The organism is Pararhizobium sp. (genome assembly GCF_035497515.1).
GTDB lineage: Bacteria > Pseudomonadota > Alphaproteobacteria > Rhizobiales > Rhizobiaceae > Pararhizobium.
The window spans coordinates 1-20,420 of the sequence record NZ_DATJDJ010000162.1; the positions used below are offsets into that span (position 1 = coordinate 1).

Here is a 20,420-nt window from a genome sequence, read left to right on the forward strand (position 1 = left end):
GTGCAGGTCGACCAGCGCGGCATCTGCCAGAGGTGTGCGCATGACCCGGACGATGACGTTCTGAGCCTCGTCTCGGGCAGCTTCCGGAAACGGATTTCCGGCGGCGAGCGCGCGCCAGTCGTCAGCGGTGCGGACGATGATATCGACATGCTTGCCGAAATCGTCGCGGAAAGCCTTTTCGAGGTCCGCTTCGACAGCGGCAGCCGTTTCGTGGTCGGCTTCGAACACGATATTGCCGGTCGCAACGAGGGTGCGGGGCGATTGGAAGCCGATCTTCTCGCAGGTGTCGCGCAGGTCCGCCATGACGACGCGCCGGCCGGGGCCGAGGATAATGCTGTGGAGGAGAGCGACAAAAGCCGTCATGAGTGCGGCCCTGCCCTCATTGCCCGGCGGCGCTGACGCGCCAGTAGCGCCAGGGGGTATACCAGTGCTTCGATGAAGGCAGTGTCTCCGGCACCGGATCGAGGCCGCTTGTGCCGCCCGGGCCACAGCGCAGGAAGCGGAACAGCACCATCCAGCCGCCGGGCCAGAGGCCGTGGCGGGCGACCGCCTCATAGCCGTACTCCGAACAGGTGGGGATATGGCGGCAGGAATTGCCGATGAAACCGGACAGGGTCAGTTGATACAGGCGGATGAAGGCCATGCCGAACAGGCGGCCGGGCGTCTTGCGAAACGCGCCTGCATAATTGCGGCCGCTGTAGGGACGTGGGGCGACCTGCGGCCCATGTTCCCCTGTGCATCCCGGTTCGGAACACATATTAGGCGTCGGCCCCAGCGAGACGGGCCGCCTCGATCTGGCCTATCGCATCGACCACGGCGTCGAAGGTCAGCATGGTCGAGGCGTGGCGGGCCTTGTAATCCTTGACGGGCTTGAGGAAGCGCATGTCCTCGAACCGGCCGGAAGGACCCTCGCCGTCCGCTTTCAGCATGGCCAGCATGTCTTCACGCGCCTTGCGGATTTCATCCGCGCTTGCGCCGACGACATGGCGGGCCATGACGGACGAGGACGCCTGCCCCAACGCACAGGCCTTCACCTCATGGGCGAAGTCGGTGACCACGTCGCCATCCATGTTCAGATAGACGCGCACCTTGGAGCCGCAGAGTTTGGAATGGGCGCTTGCCTGGGCATCCGCATCCGGCAGCGTGCCGCTTCTTGGAATATTGCCGGCGAACTCGAGAATCCGGCTATTGTAGATTTCATCCATCATTTCGACGCGATCCGATGCATTTTGCGCGGTTTCAGGTGATCGGCGCATGATTTTCTATCGTATCCAATAAAAAAACACAGTGTCTCCACCAACGCCCCTTTCGTATGTATGCCGCCATATATATGTTATGTCGTGTGGGGGCGACAGGTTCGCAAGAGCGAACAGTCGCCTGTTGTTTGGGAAACCGTGCCGGATGATCCAGAGCCCTTAACCTCTGCAAATCTGAAAGCCCCGGAGCCCGCCGACGGAAACCAGGCCTGAAAACCTCAGGTCAATGGCCAATGGCGAGTTGTCCGAAAAGATAAACGTCAAGTAACCCGTGTTACTCAAGGGGCCATTATGGACGCCATAGTCAAGAATTTTCCGCACCTGCCCTCCTCTACGGATGGCCGGCCGAGCCAGAAGGAAGCCGAGGACGCCGTTCGCGTTCTGTTGCGCTGGGCTGGCGACGATCCGGAGCGCGAAGGTCTGATCGACACACCGGCGCGTGTTGCCAAATCCTACAAGGAACTGTTTTCCGGCTATGACCTGGCTGCCGAGGACGTTCTGGGCCGTACCTTCGAGGAAGTTGGCGGCTATGACGATATGGTGCTCGTCAAGGATATCCCGTTCTTTTCGCACTGCGAACATCACATGGTGCCGATCATCGGCAAGGCGCATGTCGCCTACCTGCCGCAGGGCAAGGTGCTCGGCCTGTCGAAGATCGCCCGCGTCGTCGATATCTACGGCCGCCGCCTGCAGACGCAGGAAACCATGACGGCGCAGATCGCCAAGGCGATCGACGATACGCTGCAGCCGCGCGGCGTCGCGGTGATGATCGAGGCGGAGCATATGTGCATGGCCATGCGCGGCGTGCAGAAGCAGGGCTCGACAACGCTGACGACCACCTTTACCGGTGTGTTCAAGACCGAGCCGGCCGAACAGGCCCGCTTCATGACCATGCTTCGGGGCTTCAAGTAAGCTCCGTCACGCGGAGCCTGCCCGATGACCATCCAATTCGACCTGCCCCCCGCCGACAAGGCGGAACTGGAATCCGGTTCCGCCTTCACGCCGCGTTTCGACGAGAACGGGCTGATCACCGCCGTCGTGACCGACGCGGGCGATGGCACGCTGCTGATGGTCGCGCATATGAATGCGGAAGCCCTGGCGCTGACGATCGAGACCGGCATTGCCCACTATTATAGCCGCTCGCGCAGGAGCCTGTGGAAGAAGGGCGAGACCTCCGGCAACCTGCAGACGGTCGAGGAAATCCGCACCGACTGCGACCAGGACGCGCTGTGGCTGAAGGTCCGGGTCGCCGGCCATGACGCCACCTGCCATACCGGCCGCCGCTCCTGCTTCTACCGCACCGTCCAGGCCACGGACGGCGTCACGTCACTTTACATCGTTGACACCGAAATTCATTTCCATCCGAACGACGTCTACGGCAAAAATTAAGCATCTGACGCTTTATGGTTCAGTTTCTTCGTGGATTCACGAATTCGCAACCAGCATGGGCGCGTAATCCCATAACGGGCGCGTTCCTCCGGGAACAACGGCAGGGAACAGTCCGAAGTAGCATATGTGTCTTACCCGATGCGCTTGCAAAAGCAGCAATGCGAGACGTCAACGGCCTGTAACAGTGTTCTGCGGCATGGAGGTGCCGGATGTTGAACTGGACATTCAATCGCAGCGGGATCACCGCAGACGCATCGGCGCCGGGCGGACCTTCCCATGCTCTCACCACGCCTCCCCCTCTTGAAACAAAACCGGCCAAGTCGAAGATCGCGCTTGCGCTTGGCGGTGGTGCCGCCCGCGGCTGGGCCCATATCGGCGTCCTCAAGGCGCTGGACGAGGAAGGCATCGAAGTCGGCATGATCGCCGGCACCTCGATCGGCGCCCTCGTCGGCGGCTGTTATCTCGCCGGCAAGCTCGACGAACTCGAATCTTTCGCCCGCTCGCTCACCATGCGCCGCATTGCCGGCCTGCTGGATTTCGCCATCGGCGGCGGCGGCCTGTTTGGCGGGCTGCGCCTTACCAAGCGCATGCAGGAACACCTGCGCGACATGACGATCGAAAGCCTCGACCGGCCCTTCGTCGCGGTGGCGGCCGAGGTCAATACCGGCCATGAGGTCTGGATCGGCCAGGGATCACTGATCACCGCGATCCGTGCCTCCTACGCCCTGCCCGGCATTTTCGAGCCGGTCAAATGCAACAATCGCACGCTGATCGACGGCGCCATCGTCAATCCGGTTCCGGTTTCGGTCTGCCGCGCGCACGAACAACAGCTCGTCGTCGCCGTCAACCTGCACTACGATCTCTACGGCCGCTCCGCCGTCATCAAGCACAATGCGGGAACCGAGAATATCGAACAGCTGCGCCCCTCGAAGAAGCCGGAAGACCAGACCCGGCTCGGCATGACCGGCGTCATGGTGCAGGCGTTCAACATCATCCAGGACCGCATTTCCCGCGCGCGGCTGGCTGGCGACCCGCCGGATCTGGCGCTGCATCCGAAGCTGAACGATATCGGCCTTTCGGAATTCCACCGCGCCGGCGAGGCCATCGACCGCGGTTATTACGAAACGAAGTCCAAGCTCTCGGAATTGCAACGGCTTCAGGACGTCATGGTGCGCTGATCGCACGCACGTTGCGGATATAACGATGCCGCGCGGCTTTCAGGGCAGCGCGGCATTTCTGATTGAACAACAGCAATGTCAGCCGGCGATATAGGCCTTGATCTGCTCGGCTTCGTTTTCGATGGCGCGGATGTGATGGCGCACGGTGTCGCCGATCGAGACGATGCCGACGAGGCGGCCATTCTTTTCCACTGGCAGATGACGGGAGCGCGTGTTGTTCATGATCTCCATGATGTCGTTGATGGTCATGTCCTCGTTGCAGCAATGCACCTTCGACCACATCACCGCGGAGACAGGTTTGTCGAGACATGCGGCACCATATTTGGCCGTGGCGGCGACGACGTCCCGCTCCGTCAGGATGCCGGCGATCTTGTCGCCGGGCTTGACGATGATCACGGCGCCGATGCGGTTTTCATGCAGCAGGCGGACAGCCTCGCGAACCAAGGACTGTGGATCGACCGTCACGACCTGACGGCCCTTTTCATTCAGGATTGCTTTTACAGACATTCAAACCCTCCGTTTCAGCGACCTGAATCTGGCGGGGGCATTGGTGGACTGAAAGCACGAGACATGTGTTTCCGGTCAAGGACCAATCCGCAAGACAGAGTTCATTCCTGTCGCGTTTCTGCCCATCGGCGGCAAACCGAACTCCTCACAGATGCCGCCTTCGGACGAGAATGGTGCGCCACCACCAGCGGAAAATCAAGTATTCTCCGCGCTATCGCTGATGTTAGACGTCAGTCCCGGGGATCGAAAAGGCCGAACAGTAGGAAGCCGAACAGAAAGCCGCCGATATGCGCTTCCCAGGCGATTCCGCCTTGGCCGCCGAAAGCGAAGAGCCCGAGGCCAATCAGGAGATTGGTCAGGAACCAGATGCCGGTAAATATCACCACCGAGCGATTCGACAGGGCTTGCGTGATCGGAAGACGGCGGTTGAGGTGGGCAAACTGCCGGCTGATCCGGCCACTCGGCGAAAAGACGAAACGCGCCGCAGCCCCCATCAGGCCGGCGACGACGCCGGAGGCACCGACCACGATGATCATCTCGCCCCAGTGGAAGGCGGTGTGCAGGGCAACCGCGGCAATGGCCGACAGGCACCAGAAGACCGCCAGCCGAACCATGCCGATCCGCCGGATCACCGGTGCACCGAAGGCGATCATCCAGAAGCCGTTGAAGATCAGGTGATCCCAGGATCCGTGCAGGAAGGAATAGGTGACCGGACTCCAGAGCCAGGCCAGGTTCTGGTCCGACAGCGCATGATCGTAACGCGCCGGCAGGAAGGCGAAATTGAAGACCAGTTCGTTGTCGATCGAAGCGGACAGGACATAGGTGCGCATCACATGGATGGCCACGAGCAGGCCGAGGATGCAGACAAGGCCGAACGGCAGGTTGAATGCGGGTTCGCGCGGCGGCTCAAGCTTTTCCGGCTCCACGCTTTCCGGCGGCAGTGTACCGTCCGTCTGGTCTGTCATGCTGCTCACAATTCTTTCCGCGGATTCCGTTCCGCCTGATCCTGCCTCCGCTCTACACGATTCAGGAGCAGGTCAAAAGCGGCGGCAAAGCGTCAGTTGCACGCATGTGGCTTGAAAACCCGCACTATCCGAAATTGTGTGGCCTGGACGAAAAAAAGGCCGTCCAGTCGAAAAACTGAACGGCCGGTGAGCCCCCAAAAACCCCGAGCCCAAGTCTGTGTGCCGAAGGCAACCCTTCGTGAAGTGATGTCCTTCAATGCCACCGCGGCGGCCATCGATCAATCTAAACCAAGCATTAACCTTAATATCCGGCTGGCATGAAATTCGCTCTGACAGAGACGAGGGCAATTTCCCCTCCGCCAACCGTGCCAAAGCGGCACAAGGCGTATCAAACGGAAGCAGAGCATGCGCAGCAAGACCGCCATTGAAATATACGCCTACTGGGACGAGTTGCGGGGCCACCGCGAGGTGCCCTCCCGCAACCAGATCGAACCTGCTCACATTCGCAACATCCTGGCGGACCTGTTCATCCTCGAAAAAACCGCGAACGGCGACGTTCGCTTCCGTCTCGCCGGCACGCGTATCTGCGCGCTGTTTGCGCGGGAACTGCGGAGCACGACATTCGATGCGCTGTGGCTTGGTGAACAGACCGCGCGCCTGAGACGCGTCACGAACGAAGTCATGCAGCACAAGTCACCGGTGGTGCTGTCCGCATCGGCGGCGCTCGCCGGCACGGCCGACCGCCTTCCGACCGAAATCATCCTCCTGCCGCTCAGATCTCCCGACGGCGACATCGACCGGATCATCGGCGCGCTGGTTCCGCTGACGCGGCCCCACTGGCTGGAAGCGACGCCCGTCAATTTTCTCGATCTCGACAGTATTCGCGCGCTCGATGTCGAAAAGACCAGCCTCTTCCTGCAGAATCGTCCTGAAATCCCCCTGCCCGCGCGGCAACCGAACAGGGCAAACCAAAGCCTCGCGGGTGCAATTCGTCGCGTTCTGCATCTCAGGGTTTTCGAAGGTGGCCGACAGGACTAACGCAATTTGCAGATCCGTGCATAAAAAAACCTTCTGTTAACGGGATCAGGTTAAAACTGTTGGCCGGACAGACATCGCACAAGTGTGGTCATGTATTCGTTTCAGCAAGCACAGAACAGCGGCCCCAAGCAGCACAACGAAGGTGCGTTTCAGCGCGTCTCTGTGAATCTGACCGGTCGGCTGATGCTTGCAAACCATGATGAGTTCGAGTGCACCGCGATCGACATGTCGCCGGGCGATGTCCTCTTTACCTGCGATGCGCGTCCGCGCACCGGTGAACGCATCATCGCCTATGTCGATCATGTCGGCCGCCTCGAAGGCACTGTTTCGCGCCTTTCCGAAAACGCGTTCGTGATCCAAATCAACGCCACCGACCGCAAGCGCGAAAAGCTCGCGGCGCAGCTGACCTGGATTGCCAACAAGCACGAGCTCGGCCTGCCGGAAGACCGGCGGCACGATCGTCTTGCACCACGTAAGGTCCGCACCGAAATCACCCTTGAAGACGGCAGCAAATATGTTTGCCGTATCATCGACCTGTCGCTCTCGGGCGCCGCCGTCGATATGGAAACGCGCCTGCCGCTGGGAGTGCCTATCCTGCTCGGCAGCATGAAGGGACGCGTCGTGCGCCACTTCCAGGAAGGCATCGCGATCGAATTCCTCGGAATCCAGTCACGCGATGCCCTGCGGGAATTCCTCTAGGATCAGCTTTCCGCGTCCAAGCTTGCGTAGACGCGCCGGCACACCATTTTCTCATCTCCCTTAGGCCCAAAATCTGTCGTCGCCTCGAGCGAGGCCGCGCAATACCGGCTTGTCGCCTGGCAATTCTCCATTCATATCCGATTTTTCAGCGATCGAAAGTCCCGTTTCGGGACAATGCCCTATCGCCGATCCGGGGATTTTACTCTGTCGGACGCTCCCTTTCGGCACACAAAGCGGCAATTTCCACGGATCAGCACCATCCCGACCGAAAAAATGTGCTGGAATGAAAATAATTTTGGCATCTCCGAGCGCATTTCAGCGCTGAAATCACCATCGATTGCGGCACAAAAGTCTATCCTCGGCGCTGCTTCGGCGCGATGACGCTGGCACCCGGGCGGCGGCGGGGGAAGCCGCCGCTTGCAACGCGGTGGGCTCTCCAGCATGGGACTTCAATATCTACAACGGGTTGCATGGTTACCAAATCTCGTCACCACGACCAATTCCAACGGATTTCAGTTAAATTTTATGCGTAATTGAGTCAAAACTGTCTCAATATTGATTAAAGTTAAATTTTAATTTTATACTTATTCAATTTGTATTTGTACTTATTTTTACTTCCGATTTTCGCGAGCAATAAAAATCTCGCTGTCATTGTCATCTCCAGAACGGGGAGACAAACATGACAACGAAAACAGTCCTGAAGGCCGGCCTGCTTGGCGCATTCCTGACCGCACTGACGGCACAGGCAGCTCTCGCCTTTCCGGCCAACATGACCACCGATGGCCCCAGCAACCCGCCGGTCGGGCACTATGAATTCTGCAAGAACATGCCGCAGGAATGCCGCGCCAATCCAGGCAATACCCAGCCAACAGTTCTGACCCGCGACGGCTGGAAGAAAATCATCGAGATCAACTATGACGTCAACGAAGCGGTGACGCCGATGACGGACAAGGAGATTTACGGCGTCGAGGAACGCTGGGCCTATCCCGACCAGGTCGGTGATTGCGAGGACTATGTTCTCCTCAAGCGCAAGAAGCTGATACAGGCGGGCTTCTCGCCATCCAACCTGCTGATCACCGTCGTGCTGCAGCCCAATGGCGAAGGCCATGCGGTGCTGACCGTCAGGACCGATCGCGGCGACTTCGTTCTCGACAACATGCGCAACAAGGTGCTGCTGTGGTCGGACACGGAATACACGTTCCTCAAGCGGCAATCGGAAAAGAATTCCGGCCGTTGGGTCAAACTGCAGGATGGCCGCACGACCGCCGTCGGCAGCGTCAGCCAGTAACAGACAACTTACGAGACAGACGCGGACCGGCTCAGGATGCCTGGTTCGCGGATGAAAAGGGCTTCGGTCAGTCCCCATCCCCGTCCCAGACCAAGGCCCTGCTGGCCGGTTCCGCTGTCCCCGGAGCCGGCCTTTTTCTTGCGCCCATCAGCCGATCACGGCACCTGCATTCCAAGCAGGCCCGCGCAGCGGACAATGACGGCACCATAGCAGCACGCCCATCCGAGCGCGACCATGGCGGCGAGAACGATATCGACGGCCGCCAGTCCGTTTTCCCGGCGTATTTGCCAGACGGATCTCGCAAACAAGGACGGCCCGGCAAACAACGCCAGGAATATCGCGAAGGGCCGGAAATTCTCGGTCCAGACCTCCTGCGCCGAGGGCCAGCGGTCGCGGGCCGCCACGCGGCTGATATCCAGCACGATGAAGGAGACGCCGAAGCCGGCGGCAAGCAGGGTCAGAAGCATCACGAAATTCATCAAAAATTAACCATGTTGAAGCAGCGTTGCACCCAATCCATTCCGGAGCAATTTGCGTGCCGTAAAAGCTGTTTCGATTCGAGACACGGAAGCGCCCGGCGATACCCCTTCTTAACCACATGATGAACGCGATCTGTCGATGACAAGCAACCCCGCCGCCGCAACGGACGATCACGGCCCACTGATTTCGTCCCGTTTCGTTTATGGCCTGACGGCTGCCGTCGTCGGGCTTGCTGCTCTGACGTCCGCGATCAGCATGAGCGGACGCTGGTATGGCGAAAAGCTGGCGCTGGCGGGACATACGACCAGCACGGCCGCCAACGACCTGTTCATCGGGCAGGATCACCTTCGCCTGCCATCCAATGCCATCCGCTTCGAGGAACAGCGCGTCACCGGCGTTGTCGAACGCGCCGATCTCTATCTCACCTGGCCGGACATGCAGGGCTATACCGACGAGACCCGCACCCTGTTCAACGACGTCAACCAGCCGGGATCGCTGATCTTCGCGGAGATTTCGCAGAGCACCATGTCGCGAGACATGTCGGGCCGGCTGGAACCGATCTACCAGCACATTTTCGACGGCGCCGCCCGGCCCGGCCCGGCAGGACTCGAGCGTCATGTGCTGAAGGAAAATTCCGGCTATGGCGAGGAAGTCTTTTTCACCGCACCAAGAAACGGCACCACGCCCTATACAGTGCGCTGTCTGATGCCCAGGACACCCGAGATGTCGACCAGTGCCGATTGCCAGCGCGATATTCACGCTGGCCGCGATCTTGTTGTGCTTTACCGCTTTTCCAGCCAATTGCTGCCACAATGGCAGGTCATCGACAGCGCTGTCGCGAACTATGTGAACAGCAAGCTGGTTCCCTGAAATCGACCGCGGGCAACACCCGAACGGGCACCTCCCGACACTTACCACCGGACGACTGTCCCAAATTCAAAACGTCCGATTATGGAAACCAATCATTCATCATAAACCGATTGGTAACGCTATCCCGATAGAGTTTTCAGAACGGTCGTTTCTGGAGGCGACGCCCGGACGATATTTGTGAGAAATGCGATGAAGAGTAGTGCAATGTCCAAATCAATATTCAACGGTTCCGTTCAAAGCACCCCCGTCCCATTCCTCAAAAGAGCTTGCCGTCTGTTGATGGTCTCCATGGTCGCGTCGCTTGCCTTCACCGGCGCCGCTTCGGCTGCAAAATATGCAGGTATCGTCGTTGATGCCAAGACCGGCAAGGTTCTCTACAGCGAAGACGCGGACAGCCTGCGCTATCCGGCATCGCTGACCAAGATGATGACGCTTTATCTGACCTTCGAAGCGCTGGAAGCCGGCAAGATCACCAAGAACACGCCTGTTCCTTTCTCCAAGAACGCTTCCGCAGAACCGCCGTCGAAACTTGGCGTGCGCTCGGGCAACACCATTACCGTGGAACAGGCTATCCTGGCCCTTGTGACGCGCTCGGCCAACGATGCCGCGACCGCGCTCGGCGAAATGCTGGGTGGTTCCGAAGATCGCTTCGCCCGCATCATGACCAACAAGGCGCGTGCGCTCGGCATGACTCGCACCACCTATCGCAACGCCAACGGCCTGCCGAACGGTGCGCAGATGACGACGGCGCGCGACCAGGCTCGGCTCGGCATGGCGCTTCGTCAGCATTTTCCGCAGTATTACGGCTATTTCTCCACCCGCAGCTTCAAATTCGGCAAGCAGACGATCGGCAATCACAACCGCCTGCTCGGCAATGTGCGCGGCGTCGATGGCATCAAAACCGGTTTCACCAACGCGGCCGGCTTCAATCTCGTGACCTCGGCACAGGCTGACGGCCGCAGCATCGTCGGCGTCGTCCTCGGCGGCAAGTCCGGCGGTGCGCGCGATGCCCAGATGCGGGCCCTGGTCGCAAAATACATGCCTGCGGCCTCGCGCCGTGGCGGTGGCAACCTCGTTGCCGAAACGGCCGACGCGCCAACCATGCAGGCGCAGCCTGAAATGGCCGCAGCCACAACCGGTGGCAGCTTCAACCTTCCCAACAACGGCCCGGTTCCGGATTTCCGTTATAGTGGCGAAGAAACCACCAAGAGCATCGAAGTGGCCTATGTCGAACCGGTCAAGGCCAGCGCCAACCCGGTCCTGAACGACAATATCATGCCGAATACGCTGGAGGCCCAGAGCCGCAAGATCGCCAAGGCGTCCCCTGTTCCGGCTACCGACGTCGACAACCAGATCACCAATTCCGTTGTCAAAAAGAAGCAGGCCGTCACGGAAACCGCTTCGGAAGCCACACCGACGGGCTGGGTCATCCAGATCGGCGCAACGCCGGACAAGGACCAGGCCATGACGATGCTTGAGAAAGCCAAGGGCAAGGGCGGCAAGGCGCTGCGCGGCGCCACCCCGTTCACAGTGGCTTTTGCCAGCGGCGACGGCCATCTCTACCGGGCACGCTTCGGCGGCTTCTCCAGCCAGAACAACGCTGTCTCGGCCTGCAAGACGCTCAAGCGCAACGGCTTCGCCTGCTGGGCAAGCCAGCAGTAAGACTTTGAAGGAACGCAAGGGCTTTCCGATGCAACTGTTGATGATCGGATGTCCTGCGGTGAAGTTTCGATCCCCGGTGTGTTTGTTTTCCGGCGGTCCTCCTCGGATTTGGTAGTGCGTAACGAGGTCAGTTATGGGAATGAATGAGAATGGACCGGGCATCACGCCCTTTCCGGACAGGAAGCGGAAGTCACCGCGTGCCGGCCTGCATCCGCTGCACGAAGCAGCGATGCGCATTGCCGAACTCGGCAGCCGGCCACGGGCACGGACCAAGGATCTGGTGACGCTGCTGCTGACGCATGGGGCCCGCGCCTGGCGCTCAACCCAGCCGGAAGCACAGATCCACGTGCATGTCACGTCGCCTTCCGGACATCATCCGATCCGGTTGCGGATCCGCTGAACGTTTGAAGCATCCGCAAAAAGCAAAAAAGCCCAGCAGTTGCTGGGCTTTTTGTTTGACGTCGTCTGAAGTGCCCACGATCGTGTCCGCGCTGATCATTGGCAGGTTTCAAGACGTTATCGCGGCCGAGAAGCAAGGCCAACGTTACGGCTGCGCACGCGTCAGATCACGACAAATCGGCCGCCGTGATCGAAGGCGCCCCCGACAGCCAAGCAAACCGGACGGCTGCGGTCGCCCCCGTGCCGTCGGCGTCATAGAAGAGGCCCCCGTTGGTGGAATCGTAAATGATCCGATCGTCCGCATCTCCGGCGGTTCCCGTCGCGTTGGATATGAATGCGGTTGCCTCGAGCGTGCCTGTCGCCAACCCCGGAAAGTTGCGTGCCTCCAGGCGGATCGTGTCGTCCGCCACGTTGAAGTCGGTGATCGCATCGACATTGGCGCTGGCGTTCAGCACCGAACTGAACACGAAGATGTCCCCGCCTGCTCCGCCCGTCAATGTGTCATGGCCGCCATAGCCGCGCAGTGTGTCGTTGCCCGCGCCACCATCGATGACATTGGCAAAACCGTCACCGGCCAGCGAGTCTCCATGGTCGGATCCGCGAAGATTGTCGATGAGGTAATATTTGTCGCCCGCCGCATCGCCGGTATTGTTTGCACGATTTTGCAGGCTGGCGACAACTCTTGCCGTCGCCGTCTGGTAGGACGCGGTATCGCTGCCACCATCATCGCTGCCGGTGCGCGCAAGCCCCCGCAGCGTGTCCGCTCCGGCGCCGCCGCACAGAACATCGTTTCCAGCTGCGCCCTCAAGATAATCGTCGCCTTCGCCGCCATCGAGGGTGTCGTTTCCGATGCCGCCGTTCAGACCGTCATTGCCCGCGTCGCCGAACAGCGTGTCGTCGCCCATCTGGCCGTACAATTTGTTGACGTTGCCGTCGCCATAGAAGGTGTCGGCGCGGGACGTACCGTATAGGTCCTCGATACCGACCAGTATGTCACCTTGAGCCGTGCCGGCATTGAGGGACGAATCGACGAGTGAGACGATGGCACTGCCGCCCATGTTGCCGTAGTCGACCCGGTCGCGGCCTCCTCCGCCATCCATCTCGTCCGCTCCGTTTTCGCCGATGAGAATGTCATTGCCGTCGCCGCCGAAGAGCTTGTCGTTTCCGATGCCTCCATACAGCCAGTTGGCGTTGCCGTCGCCGTAGAACCTGTCGCCAAAATTGGAACCGTGCAGGCCCTCGATGCCGATCAGCACATCGCCTCTGGCCTCGCCGGTATTGATCGACTGATCCGCGAGCGAGACGACGACACCGGAGGAGGAACTGTCGTAACTGGCTGTGTCATCATCGCCTGCGCCGCCGTCTATCCAGTCAGCTCCCTTTCCGCCGCGGAAGGTGTCGTCGCCGTTCCCACCGGAGAGCACATCATTCCCGTCTCCGCCGTATATGACATCCCCGGAGTCACCGCCAATGATCCGGTCATTCCCCGCTTGTCCGCTGAGAGAATTGAAGCCGCCGCCGCCGACGATCACATTGGCACCGTCGTTTCCAACCAGGGTATCGTTGTAATCCGATCCGATGATGTTCTCGATCGAGTTGTAGGTATCGATGAACGCTCCATGGCTACCCCAGAGATCCATCAGTTGGAGCCAGACACCTGTCGATGAATCCGCGTAGGATACGGTGTCACGGCCAAGACCGCCGCTGATATAGTTCGATCCATCGCCGCCGCTCAGTATGTCGTCGCCACCGCCGCCGCCTAAAGTATCCTTGCCCGCACCGCCAATGAGGACGTCGTTTCCGTCTTCTCCACGTAATTTGTCGGCCTGGGCCGATCCGAAGACAATATCCGACACGGCCGTTGCGGTGAAATCCGCTGCCACATCAAACAGGGTCACAGTGAAGTCGTTTTCAAGCGCCGCGCCGCCAATATTGTCGTTCAGATCGTAGGAGCCGCTGTCGGTGACACCTGACGCGAGCGTGGCGGTGAATTGGAGTTCCATCGGCCCGTCCAGCGTCTGATGGACATAGCCGCCGAACGCGCCGAGTTCGGCGCCTATTTCGCCGTCCCAGACATAATAGCCGAGTTCGTCGTCCAGATATCCCGTCAGATTGTAGGAAAACGACAGCGTGACCTGACTGCCGCTACGCTCGATGGTGAATTGCGGCGAAACGCCGGAAACGAAATTGCTGACCAGCATGATGCCCTCCCAAGCATGACACCTTCGAAAGCCTTCGGTTATCGTATCAGGACATGGGCCATTCGACAATCCTCGCGTGAACGAAAACCAGGGTATGCACCCATAGATGGAACATTGCGAACACAAACCGGCTCGCAGTTGTCGCCCTAGAGAAGCCCCAGTTCCGCCAGTTCGCGGCGCAGATCAAGCGGCATGTCGGCGCCTTCGGAGCCCAGGGCCGACAAATCTCGCGGCGCCTCCGCGGGCTGCAGGTAGCGCCATCCCTGGAAGGCACGGCGCGGCTGGGAGGCCGTTTCGACGACCTCCGGAGCGAGGAACAGCTTGCAGCGGCCAATGCCCTCGGCATCGGTGAAGGTTTCGATGGCAGTGATCTGCTGACGCGCCTGAACCTGGCCCTTGATCACCCAATAGAGCGATCCGCCCTCGAGGATTTCTTCGCCTCGTTTGGGCACCATGCGGGTAATGTGAAACGAGTGTGGCTCAAGGCCGGCTGCGACCGCCGTTTGCGCCTTGCGCGACACCCAGTCACGCAGGTCGTCGATCGAGTCCGCCCCGACGCAGAGTTTGATGAGATGCAAAGCCATGGCGGTGTTGAACACCCGCAGGGCCGGTGCGGTCAAGCCTGTTCTCGACCGCTCCACAAATCGCTGCCGGTCAGCACTCGACGACGTTGACGGCGAGGCCGCCGGTCGAGGTTTCCTTGTACTTGTCGTGCATGTCGACGCCGGTCTGGCGCATCGTCTCGATGCAGGCATCGAGCGGCACGAAATGCTGGCCGTCGCCTTTGATGGCAAGCGACGCCGCCGTGACGGCCTTGACGGCGCCAAGCGCGTTGCGCTCGATGCATGGAACCTGGACGAGGCCGGCGATCGGATCGCAGGTCATGCCGAGATGATGTTCCAGCGCGATTTCGGCCGCATTCTCGATCTGCTCCGGCGTGCCGCCCATGACAGCGGCAAGACCGGCCGCCGCCATCGCCGAGGCCGAGCCGACCTCGCCCTGACAGCCGACTTCGGCACCGGAGATCGAGGCGTTGAACTTGATGATGCCGCCAATGGCCGCCGCCGTCAGCAGATAGTCGCGAATGCCGTGATGATCCGCGTCGTCGTGGAAATGCAGATAGTAGCGGATCGTCGCCGGAACGACGCCGGCAGCACCGTTGGTCGGCGAGGTGACGACCCGGCCGCCGGCCGCGTTCTCCTCGTTGACCGCCATGGCGTAGACACTCAACCAGTCGTTGGCGAGCAAGGGATTGACCTTGTTGGAGCGCCATTCGTCCTGCAACTTGTCATGGATCATGCCGGCGCGGCGGCGAACCTTCAGCCCCCCCGGCAGGATGCCTGAGCCGGTCAGGCCGCGATCGATACAGTTTTTCATCGCCTCCCAGATTCCGTCGAGACCCTCGTCGAGAGCCTCGCGCGACATCGAGACCTCTTCGTTGGCGCGTTTCATCTGCGCGATCGAGAGACCCGACCGCGCCGCCATGTCCAGCATCTGTCTGGCGGTGGAGAAGGGATAAGGAACCTTGACGCCGCCCGGCTTCGCCTTGCTGTTCTTCATAGCCTCCAGTTCGGTATCGGTGACGACGAAGCCGCCGCCGATCGAGTAATAGATGCGCTTCAGGAGCAGCCGGCCGTCCTTGTCGAAGGCGGAGAAGGACATGCCGTTGGCATGGCCGGACAGCGGCACCTTCTTGTCGAAAACGAGATCGGTCTTCGGCTGGAATTCATAGGCCGGATGTCCCGGCGGCGTGATCCGGCCGGTGCGCTCGACCTCGTCGATGATCGGGTCCATGCGGTCGGGATCGACCCTGTCCGGGCGTTCGCCCATGAGGCCGAGCACGACCGCCCTGCCCGAGCCATGGCCGATGCCGGTAAAGGCCAGCGAACCGTGAAGGCTGGCCTTGATCGACGCAACCGTTGCGTTGCTGGGCCGCGGCCAGTCGCTCGACAGGATCAGGTCGAGAAAGCGGTTGGCCGCCGACATCGGACCCATCGTGTGCGAACTGGAAGGACCGATACCAATCTTGAAGACATCAAAAACCGAAAGAAACATTCGAACTCCGCCCTGAGGACTGGATTGGCTGGATGGCCGCACGATAACACCGGACCACGATCATTGCATCGAAACTAGGCTATCCCGCGTTCGCCATCCGGCGATCAACCGACATCCGGTCACACACATGCGACACGAATGCCATCCCGCGGCCGGATCTCGATGCTTGCCCCATAAGTCGTCACGACCAGCGCCGGATTTCAAGTGCCGTCACAAACTTTCGCGATGTCTTGCAATTTCGTCAAACCATGCAAAAAAGGCGCATGACACTCACCGACTATATCGCACTGGCGGTTTTCGCGCTCCTGTGGACCGGCTATAACTGGGCCACGGACGGCAAGGTCGAGCTCAGCCGCGTCAGCCTGACGCGGCTGATGATGGCTCACCGCCGCCGCTGGATCCTCAATTCGCTGACGCGCGACCTGAAGATGATCGACAGCCAGATCGTTGCCGGGCTGCAGGCGGGAACGGCCTTTTTCGCCTCGACGACCATATTCGCGCTCGGCGGTTGTTTCGCGTTGCTCGGCGCCACCGACCAGGTCCAGTCGATCATGAACGACCTGCCCTATGTCTTCCACGGCGGGCGCAGCGGTTTCGAGCTCAAGGTCGGCGGCCTTGCCTGCCTGTTTGCCTATGCCTTCTTCAAGTTCGCCTGGTCCTATCGCCTGTTCAACTACTGCTCGATCCTGATGGGCGGCATTCCGATGATGTCGGACATGGCGCATGACCGGGCCGGCGCCGAGCGGGCGGCCGAACGGGCCATCCAGGTGAATATCCTGGCCGCCAAGAACTTCAATGCCGGGCTGCGCAGCATCTTTCTGTCGATCGGCTATCTCGGCTGGTTCGTCAGTCCCTATGTGTTCATCGCCCTGACGATCTTCGTCATCTTCGTGCTGGCGCGGCGGCAATTCTATTCGGAAGCGCGCGCTGCCCTTCTTGACGACGCAAACGCCTGAAATCCTCGCACGTGCGGTTGATTCGCCGCGCCTGGCGCGAGCTCGCGGCCGTACAAGGCCACCATTGGAAAAGATTGAACCATGTCGATTACCAACGCAGTCACCGACAACGACAACGGGACGGCGGCGCCGGCGACAACCGCGCGGCCCGGCCGTCTCTGGGTGATCGACGCCCTGCGCGGCGTCGCGCTGATCGCCATGGCGAGCTACCACTTTTCCTGGGACCTCGGATTCTTCGGCTATATCGATCCGCAGATGGTCGGCACCGGCGTTTTCAAGATGTATGCCCGCTCGATAGCCGGCTCCTTCCTGTTCCTGGCCGGACTCAGCCTCGTTCTCGGACACTACCCGGTGATCCGCGTCCGCTCCTTCGCCATCCGCTTCGCCAGGATCGCCGGCGCGGCGCTGGTCATCACCATCGCCACATGGTTTGCCTTTCCGGATGCCTTCATCTTCTTCGGCATCCTGCATGCCATCGCCGCCGCCAGCCTGATCGGCCTCTTCTTCCTGCGGCTACCGCCTGTTCTGACGTTGATCGTGGCGGTTGCGGCCTTCGCGGCGCCCTTGTATCTCCGCTCACCGGTGTTCGAGATGCCGGCGCTCTGGTGGGTCGGCCTGTCGCAGACGCTGCCGCGCTCGAACGATTACGTGCCATTGCTGCCCTGGCTTGCGCCTTTCCTTGCCGGCATCGCCATCGCCCGCATCGCCCTTCGCTTCGGCTGGTTCGACAAACTCAGGAGCGACGGCAGCGCGCGCTGGAAAACCATTCTGGCCACCGCCGGCCGCCACAGCCTGCTGATCTACCTCGTGCATCAGCCGCTGCTGTTCGGCTGCGTTGCCCTGTTCGCGCAGATACTGCCCCCCGAAACGCCATTGCACGCAAGCTGCGTTTCCGCCTGCGCGGCCGACAACAGCAAAGCCTTCTGCACGGCCTTCTGTGATTGCACCGTCAAGCAACTTGCAGACAAGAATCTGTTGGGACCACTCAATGCCGGCCAGATCGACGTGGCCACGGACGCGCGCATCTTCACGATCCAGACCCAATGCACCATGGAAGCGCAGGCCAAGGAATAGGAACGCCGATCGCCAAACGGCCATCCCTGGCCACCTGTCCTTTATGCCGCGCCGAACGATCGTGCACGGCAGTCGCTGGTGGGTTTGCTAAGGACAACGTCCACCGCAGGGGCATGAAGAATCACATGGCGGCCGGCCGGGCTTTCGTCGAGGCGCGCTGCGCCGATCAGGTGCCGACGCCGATTTCGGCGAGCCGCGTCAGGCAGGCTTCCTCGACATTGTTGAGTTCCTCGAGGGTTTCCTCGATATCCTTGCGCTTCTGGTTGAGATCGTCGCGCTTTTCCTCGACGCGCTTCATCAGCAGGCGCAATTGGCCGGCCTCGCCCGGCGGATCGCGGTAGACCTGGATGATTTCGCGGATTTCGGCGATGGTGAAGCCGATGCGGCGGCCGCGCAGGATTTCCATGATCAGGCGACGATCGGCCGAGCGGAACAGCCGGGTGCGGCCACGCCGTTCCGGATGGATCAGCCCCTCGTCCTCGTAGAAGCGCAGCGTCCGGGTCGAAACCCCGAATTCCCGTGTCAGTTCGGTAATGGTATAATACTTGTTCACGCCTGCCTCGCCTGGAGCCGCACCTTTCAAAATGCGCCGCGAAGCGACGGATATGAAAATGCGGCTGAACTGTCGCGCCGGTCTACTCGCCTGAAACGATGCCGCTGCAATATTGAAGCTCAGTCTGATTGACTTTGACGTAAAAGTCAAACTTGTCAGGTCAGGTCAGGTCAGGTCAGGTCATGCCGATGCTGAACCACCAGGTGGCGAGACCGAGGAAGGCGAAGAAGCCGATTACATCCGTCACCGTCGTCACGAAAACCGCCGAGGACACGGCAGGGTCGGCGCCGAACCGATCCAGCAGCAGCGGGATCATGATGCCGGCGAGCGCCGCGGCGATCATATTGATCAGCATGGCGGCCGCGATGATGCCGCCGATATTGACGTCCTGGAACCAGGCGCCGGCCGCCAGGCCGATCAGCACACCGAACAGCAGCCCATTCAAAAGCCCGACGCCTGCCTCGCGGCGGATAACGCGAAAGGCATTGTGAATGTCGAGATTGCGGGTCGCAAGTGCGCGCACGGTGACCGTCATCGTCTGCGACCCGGCATTGCCGCCCATGCCGGCAACAATCGGCATCAGCACGGCGAGAGCGACGATCTGCTGGATCGTCGCATCGAACAGGCTGATGACCGAGGCAGCCAGGAAGGCCGTCAGCAGATTGACCAGCAACCAGACGACGCGTGAGCGCGAGGCATCGATGATCGAGTCGGACAGTTCCTCGTCGCCGACACCGCTGAGGCGCATCAGGTCTTCTTCCGCTTCTTCCTGAATGACATCGACGACATCGTCGATGGTCAGCACGCCGACCAGCCGGTTGTTCTCGTCGACCACGGCGGCGGAGAGAAGGTCATATTGCTCGAAAAGCTGGGCCGCCTCTTCCTGGTCCATCTCGGCCGGCACCGGATGGTTGGTCTCGCGCATGATCGTCTCGATCTTCACCGAGCGCTTGGAACGCAGGAGGCGGTCGAGATCGAGCGCACCCAAAAGCTTGAAGGTCGGGTCGATGACGAAGATCTGGGTGAAGCTTTCCGGAAGATCGTCGTCCTCGCGCATGTAGTCGATCGTCTGCCCGACGGTCCAGAACGGTGGCACAGCGACGAACTCCGTCTGCATGCGGCGGCCGGCCGTGCTTTCGGGATAGTCGAGCGACCGGCGCAGGCGAACCCGCTCCGTGAAGGACAGCTTCGACAGGATCTCTTCCTGATCCTCCTGATCGAGGTCTTCGAGAATGTAGACCGCGTCGGCGGAGTCCATTTCGCCGAGTGCGGCGGCGATCTGCTCGTTCGGCAGATGCTCGACGATGTCGAGACGGATCGCCTCGTCCACTTCCGTCAACGCGGAAAGATCGAATTCGTCGCCGAGCAGGGAGACCAGCGCCCGACGCTGTTCGGGCTGGATCGCCTCCAGCACGTCGCCCATTTCGGACGCATGCAGGCGGGTGACGTGCTGACGCAGGTATAGGAGATCGCGGTCGGCGATCGCCGCGCCGACATGCATCAGATAGTCGGAGCGAACCGAACCGTCTTCTGCGTAGATGTCGGAGCCGTTGTAGGCGTCGTCTTCCACGACCTTGCGCTCATTTTCCTGTTCGCCGGTTCCGCTCATATGCCCGCCCTCAAGAGAATTCAGCCATCCGAAAGTCCGGTTGAGAGCCGGGCTGGAGCAGGAGGGCGATGTGATCGACCGGTGGTGGTGGCGCGCTTTGAAAAGCAAACCGCCACCCCTGTGCTAACCCAACAAGCGGACGAGGTCCACAGGCGGTTTCATACGCCGGCGGCCGGCCCCTGCACTTTTGCCCAAGCTGTTGCAAAATCATGTGAATTGTATAGCTCTTGGGGCACCAGAA

Annotated in this window: 22 protein-coding genes; 11 read left to right on the forward strand and 11 right to left on the reverse strand. The window is 60.7% G+C overall.

Features of this window, described 5'->3' with window-relative positions; translation table 11 throughout:
• The 3 genes from VL202_RS16035 to VL202_RS16045 all read right to left on the reverse strand — a co-directional run.
• Window positions 1-363: DUF1697 domain-containing protein (locus tag VL202_RS16035; RefSeq protein WP_325465089.1), on the reverse strand; the 363-nt coding region annotated here is incomplete at its 3' end.
• A gap of 16 nt (window positions 364-379) precedes the next feature.
• Window positions 380-757: a membrane protein insertion efficiency factor YidD gene (gene yidD, locus VL202_RS16040; protein ID WP_325465090.1), complete on the reverse strand. Its 378-nt coding sequence runs from the start codon at window positions 755-757 to the stop codon at window positions 380-382.
• A 1-nt stretch (window position 758) separates the two neighbouring features.
• Complete coding sequence (locus tag VL202_RS16045) at window positions 759-1,208, reverse strand: iron-sulfur cluster assembly scaffold protein (RefSeq protein ID WP_325465107.1); 450 nt, start codon at window positions 1,206-1,208, stop codon at window positions 759-761.
• A 339-nt stretch (window positions 1,209-1,547) separates the two neighbouring features.
• Here VL202_RS16045 and folE point away from each other — a divergent pair, with 339 nt between their 5' ends.
• The 3 genes from folE (at window position 1,548) to VL202_RS16060 (ending at window position 3,823) form a co-directional block, all read left to right on the forward strand.
• Window positions 1,548-2,168 (forward strand): GTP cyclohydrolase I FolE, encoded by a 621-nt coding sequence (gene folE, locus VL202_RS16050; RefSeq protein ID WP_325465091.1) that lies wholly within the window; start codon window positions 1,548-1,550, stop codon window positions 2,166-2,168.
• 24 nt (window positions 2,169-2,192) lie between these two features.
• Window positions 2,193-2,645: a phosphoribosyl-AMP cyclohydrolase gene (gene hisI / locus VL202_RS16055; protein ID WP_325465092.1), complete on the forward strand. Its 453-nt coding sequence runs from the start codon at window positions 2,193-2,195 to the stop codon at window positions 2,643-2,645.
• 209 nt (window positions 2,646-2,854) lie between these two features.
• Window positions 2,855-3,823 carry a patatin-like phospholipase family protein gene (locus VL202_RS16060; RefSeq protein WP_325465093.1) on the forward strand — a complete coding sequence of 323 codons (969 nt, stop codon included), beginning with the start codon at window positions 2,855-2,857 and terminating at the stop codon, window positions 3,821-3,823.
• A gap of 78 nt (window positions 3,824-3,901) precedes the next feature.
• On the opposite strand, the gene VL202_RS16065 is transcribed toward VL202_RS16060, so the two are convergent.
• Window positions 3,902-4,330, reverse strand: coding sequence for a CBS domain-containing protein (locus VL202_RS16065; RefSeq protein ID WP_325465094.1), 429 nt, complete (start codon window positions 4,328-4,330; stop codon window positions 3,902-3,904).
• 230 nt (window positions 4,331-4,560) lie between these two features.
• The gene (locus tag VL202_RS16070; protein ID WP_325465108.1) at window positions 4,561-5,295 is read right to left on the reverse strand and encodes a rhomboid family intramembrane serine protease; all 735 of its coding nucleotides are present in this window, start codon (window positions 5,293-5,295) and stop codon (window positions 4,561-4,563) included.
• 405 nt (window positions 5,296-5,700) lie between these two features.
• Here VL202_RS16070 and VL202_RS16075 point away from each other — a divergent pair, with 405 nt between their 5' ends.
• The 3 genes from VL202_RS16075 (at window position 5,701) to VL202_RS16085 (ending at window position 8,320) form a co-directional block, all read left to right on the forward strand.
• The gene (locus VL202_RS16075; RefSeq protein WP_325465095.1) at window positions 5,701-6,333 is read left to right on the forward strand and encodes a PAS domain-containing protein; all 633 of its coding nucleotides are present in this window, start codon (window positions 5,701-5,703) and stop codon (window positions 6,331-6,333) included.
• Between the two features lie 90 nt (window positions 6,334-6,423).
• Window positions 6,424-7,032 (forward strand): PilZ domain-containing protein, encoded by a 609-nt coding sequence (locus VL202_RS16080; RefSeq protein ID WP_325465096.1) that lies wholly within the window; start codon window positions 6,424-6,426, stop codon window positions 7,030-7,032.
• 679 nt (window positions 7,033-7,711) lie between these two features.
• The gene (locus VL202_RS16085) at window positions 7,712-8,320 is read left to right on the forward strand and encodes a transglutaminase-like cysteine peptidase (RefSeq protein ID WP_325465097.1); all 609 of its coding nucleotides are present in this window, start codon (window positions 7,712-7,714) and stop codon (window positions 8,318-8,320) included.
• Window positions 8,321-8,475: 155 nt separating this feature from the next.
• Here the strand turns inward: VL202_RS16085 and VL202_RS16090 are convergent, their stop codons facing one another.
• On the reverse strand, window positions 8,476-8,799 hold the full coding sequence (locus VL202_RS16090; protein WP_325465098.1) for a DUF6949 family protein: 324 nt from the start codon (window positions 8,797-8,799) through the stop codon (window positions 8,476-8,478).
• Between the two features lie 139 nt (window positions 8,800-8,938).
• Between VL202_RS16090 and VL202_RS16095 the strand changes: the two genes are divergently transcribed.
• From VL202_RS16095 to VL202_RS16105, 3 genes are all read left to right on the forward strand, one after another.
• Window positions 8,939-9,670: a hypothetical protein gene (locus tag VL202_RS16095; protein ID WP_325465099.1), complete on the forward strand. Its 732-nt coding sequence runs from the start codon at window positions 8,939-8,941 to the stop codon at window positions 9,668-9,670.
• A gap of 204 nt (window positions 9,671-9,874) precedes the next feature.
• The gene (locus tag VL202_RS16100; RefSeq protein ID WP_414692877.1) at window positions 9,875-11,332 is read left to right on the forward strand and encodes a D-alanyl-D-alanine carboxypeptidase; all 1,458 of its coding nucleotides are present in this window, start codon (window positions 9,875-9,877) and stop codon (window positions 11,330-11,332) included.
• A gap of 133 nt (window positions 11,333-11,465) precedes the next feature.
• Window positions 11,466-11,732 carry a hypothetical protein gene (locus VL202_RS16105; RefSeq protein WP_325465100.1) on the forward strand — a complete coding sequence of 89 codons (267 nt, stop codon included), beginning with the start codon at window positions 11,466-11,468 and terminating at the stop codon, window positions 11,730-11,732.
• Window positions 11,733-11,898: 166 nt separating this feature from the next.
• On the opposite strand, the gene VL202_RS16110 is transcribed toward VL202_RS16105, so the two are convergent.
• The 3 genes from VL202_RS16110 to VL202_RS16120 all read right to left on the reverse strand — a co-directional run bounded on the left by VL202_RS16110 (window position 11,899) and on the right by VL202_RS16120 (window position 15,987).
• Entirely contained in the window at window positions 11,899-13,932 is a 2,034-nt protein-coding gene (locus VL202_RS16110; protein ID WP_325465101.1) for a calcium-binding protein, read from the reverse strand.
• A 146-nt stretch (window positions 13,933-14,078) separates the two neighbouring features.
• Window positions 14,079-14,516: a DUF1489 family protein gene (locus tag VL202_RS16115; RefSeq protein ID WP_325465110.1), complete on the reverse strand. Its 438-nt coding sequence runs from the start codon at window positions 14,514-14,516 to the stop codon at window positions 14,079-14,081.
• 70 nt (window positions 14,517-14,586) lie between these two features.
• Entirely contained in the window at window positions 14,587-15,987 is a 1,401-nt protein-coding gene (locus VL202_RS16120) for an L-serine ammonia-lyase (protein WP_325465102.1), read from the reverse strand.
• A 263-nt stretch (window positions 15,988-16,250) separates the two neighbouring features.
• Between VL202_RS16120 and VL202_RS16125 the strand changes: the two genes are divergently transcribed.
• Window positions 16,251-16,943, forward strand: a complete 693-nt coding sequence (locus tag VL202_RS16125; protein ID WP_325465103.1) for a DUF599 domain-containing protein — start codon at window positions 16,251-16,253, stop codon at window positions 16,941-16,943.
• 81 nt (window positions 16,944-17,024) lie between these two features.
• Window positions 17,025-18,017 carry a DUF1624 domain-containing protein gene (locus VL202_RS16130; protein ID WP_325465104.1) on the forward strand — a complete coding sequence of 331 codons (993 nt, stop codon included), beginning with the start codon at window positions 17,025-17,027 and terminating at the stop codon, window positions 18,015-18,017.
• Window positions 18,018-18,183: 166 nt separating this feature from the next.
• On the opposite strand, the gene VL202_RS16135 is transcribed toward VL202_RS16130, so the two are convergent.
• Complete coding sequence (locus VL202_RS16135; RefSeq protein WP_325465105.1) at window positions 18,184-18,570, reverse strand: MerR family DNA-binding transcriptional regulator; 387 nt, start codon at window positions 18,568-18,570, stop codon at window positions 18,184-18,186.
• Between the two features lie 175 nt (window positions 18,571-18,745).
• Window positions 18,746-20,179 carry a magnesium transporter gene (mgtE, locus tag VL202_RS16140; RefSeq protein WP_325465106.1) on the reverse strand — a complete coding sequence of 478 codons (1,434 nt, stop codon included), beginning with the start codon at window positions 20,177-20,179 and terminating at the stop codon, window positions 18,746-18,748.
• Window positions 20,180-20,420 lie beyond the last annotated feature (241 nt).

Bases quoted from the DNA above. Each gene is read 5' to 3' on its own strand.
- yidD (WP_325465090.1), bottom strand. From the start codon at position 757: ATGTGTTCCGAACCGGGATGCACAGGGGAACATGGGCCGCAGGTCGCC.
- VL202_RS16045 (WP_325465107.1), bottom strand. From the start codon at position 1,208: ATGATGGATGAAATCTACAATAGCCGGATTCTCGAGTTCGCCGGCAAT.
- folE (WP_325465091.1), top strand. From the start codon at position 1,548: ATGGACGCCATAGTCAAGAATTTTCCGCACCTGCCCTCCTCTACGGAT.
- hisI (WP_325465092.1), top strand. From the start codon at position 2,193: ATGACCATCCAATTCGACCTGCCCCCCGCCGACAAGGCGGAACTGGAA.
- VL202_RS16060 (WP_325465093.1), top strand. From the start codon at position 2,855: ATGTTGAACTGGACATTCAATCGCAGCGGGATCACCGCAGACGCATCG.
- VL202_RS16065 (WP_325465094.1), bottom strand. From the start codon at position 4,330: ATGTCTGTAAAAGCAATCCTGAATGAAAAGGGCCGTCAGGTCGTGACG.
- VL202_RS16070 (WP_325465108.1), bottom strand. From the start codon at position 5,295: ATGACAGACCAGACGGACGGTACACTGCCGCCGGAAAGCGTGGAGCCG.
- VL202_RS16075 (WP_325465095.1), top strand. From the start codon at position 5,701: ATGCGCAGCAAGACCGCCATTGAAATATACGCCTACTGGGACGAGTTG.
- VL202_RS16080 (WP_325465096.1), top strand. From the start codon at position 6,424: ATGTATTCGTTTCAGCAAGCACAGAACAGCGGCCCCAAGCAGCACAAC.
- VL202_RS16085 (WP_325465097.1), top strand. From the start codon at position 7,712: ATGACAACGAAAACAGTCCTGAAGGCCGGCCTGCTTGGCGCATTCCTG.
- VL202_RS16090 (WP_325465098.1), bottom strand. From the start codon at position 8,799: ATGAATTTCGTGATGCTTCTGACCCTGCTTGCCGCCGGCTTCGGCGTC.
- VL202_RS16095 (WP_325465099.1), top strand. From the start codon at position 8,939: ATGACAAGCAACCCCGCCGCCGCAACGGACGATCACGGCCCACTGATT.
- VL202_RS16100 (WP_414692877.1), top strand. From the start codon at position 9,875: ATGTCCAAATCAATATTCAACGGTTCCGTTCAAAGCACCCCCGTCCCA.
- VL202_RS16105 (WP_325465100.1), top strand. From the start codon at position 11,466: ATGGGAATGAATGAGAATGGACCGGGCATCACGCCCTTTCCGGACAGG.
- VL202_RS16110 (WP_325465101.1), bottom strand. From the start codon at position 13,932: ATGCTGGTCAGCAATTTCGTTTCCGGCGTTTCGCCGCAATTCACCATC.
- VL202_RS16115 (WP_325465110.1), bottom strand. From the start codon at position 14,516: ATGGCTTTGCATCTCATCAAACTCTGCGTCGGGGCGGACTCGATCGAC.
- VL202_RS16120 (WP_325465102.1), bottom strand. From the start codon at position 15,987: ATGTTTCTTTCGGTTTTTGATGTCTTCAAGATTGGTATCGGTCCTTCC.
- VL202_RS16125 (WP_325465103.1), top strand. From the start codon at position 16,251: ATGACACTCACCGACTATATCGCACTGGCGGTTTTCGCGCTCCTGTGG.
- VL202_RS16130 (WP_325465104.1), top strand. From the start codon at position 17,025: ATGTCGATTACCAACGCAGTCACCGACAACGACAACGGGACGGCGGCG.
- mgtE (WP_325465106.1), bottom strand. From the start codon at position 20,179: ATGAGCGGAACCGGCGAACAGGAAAATGAGCGCAAGGTCGTGGAAGAC.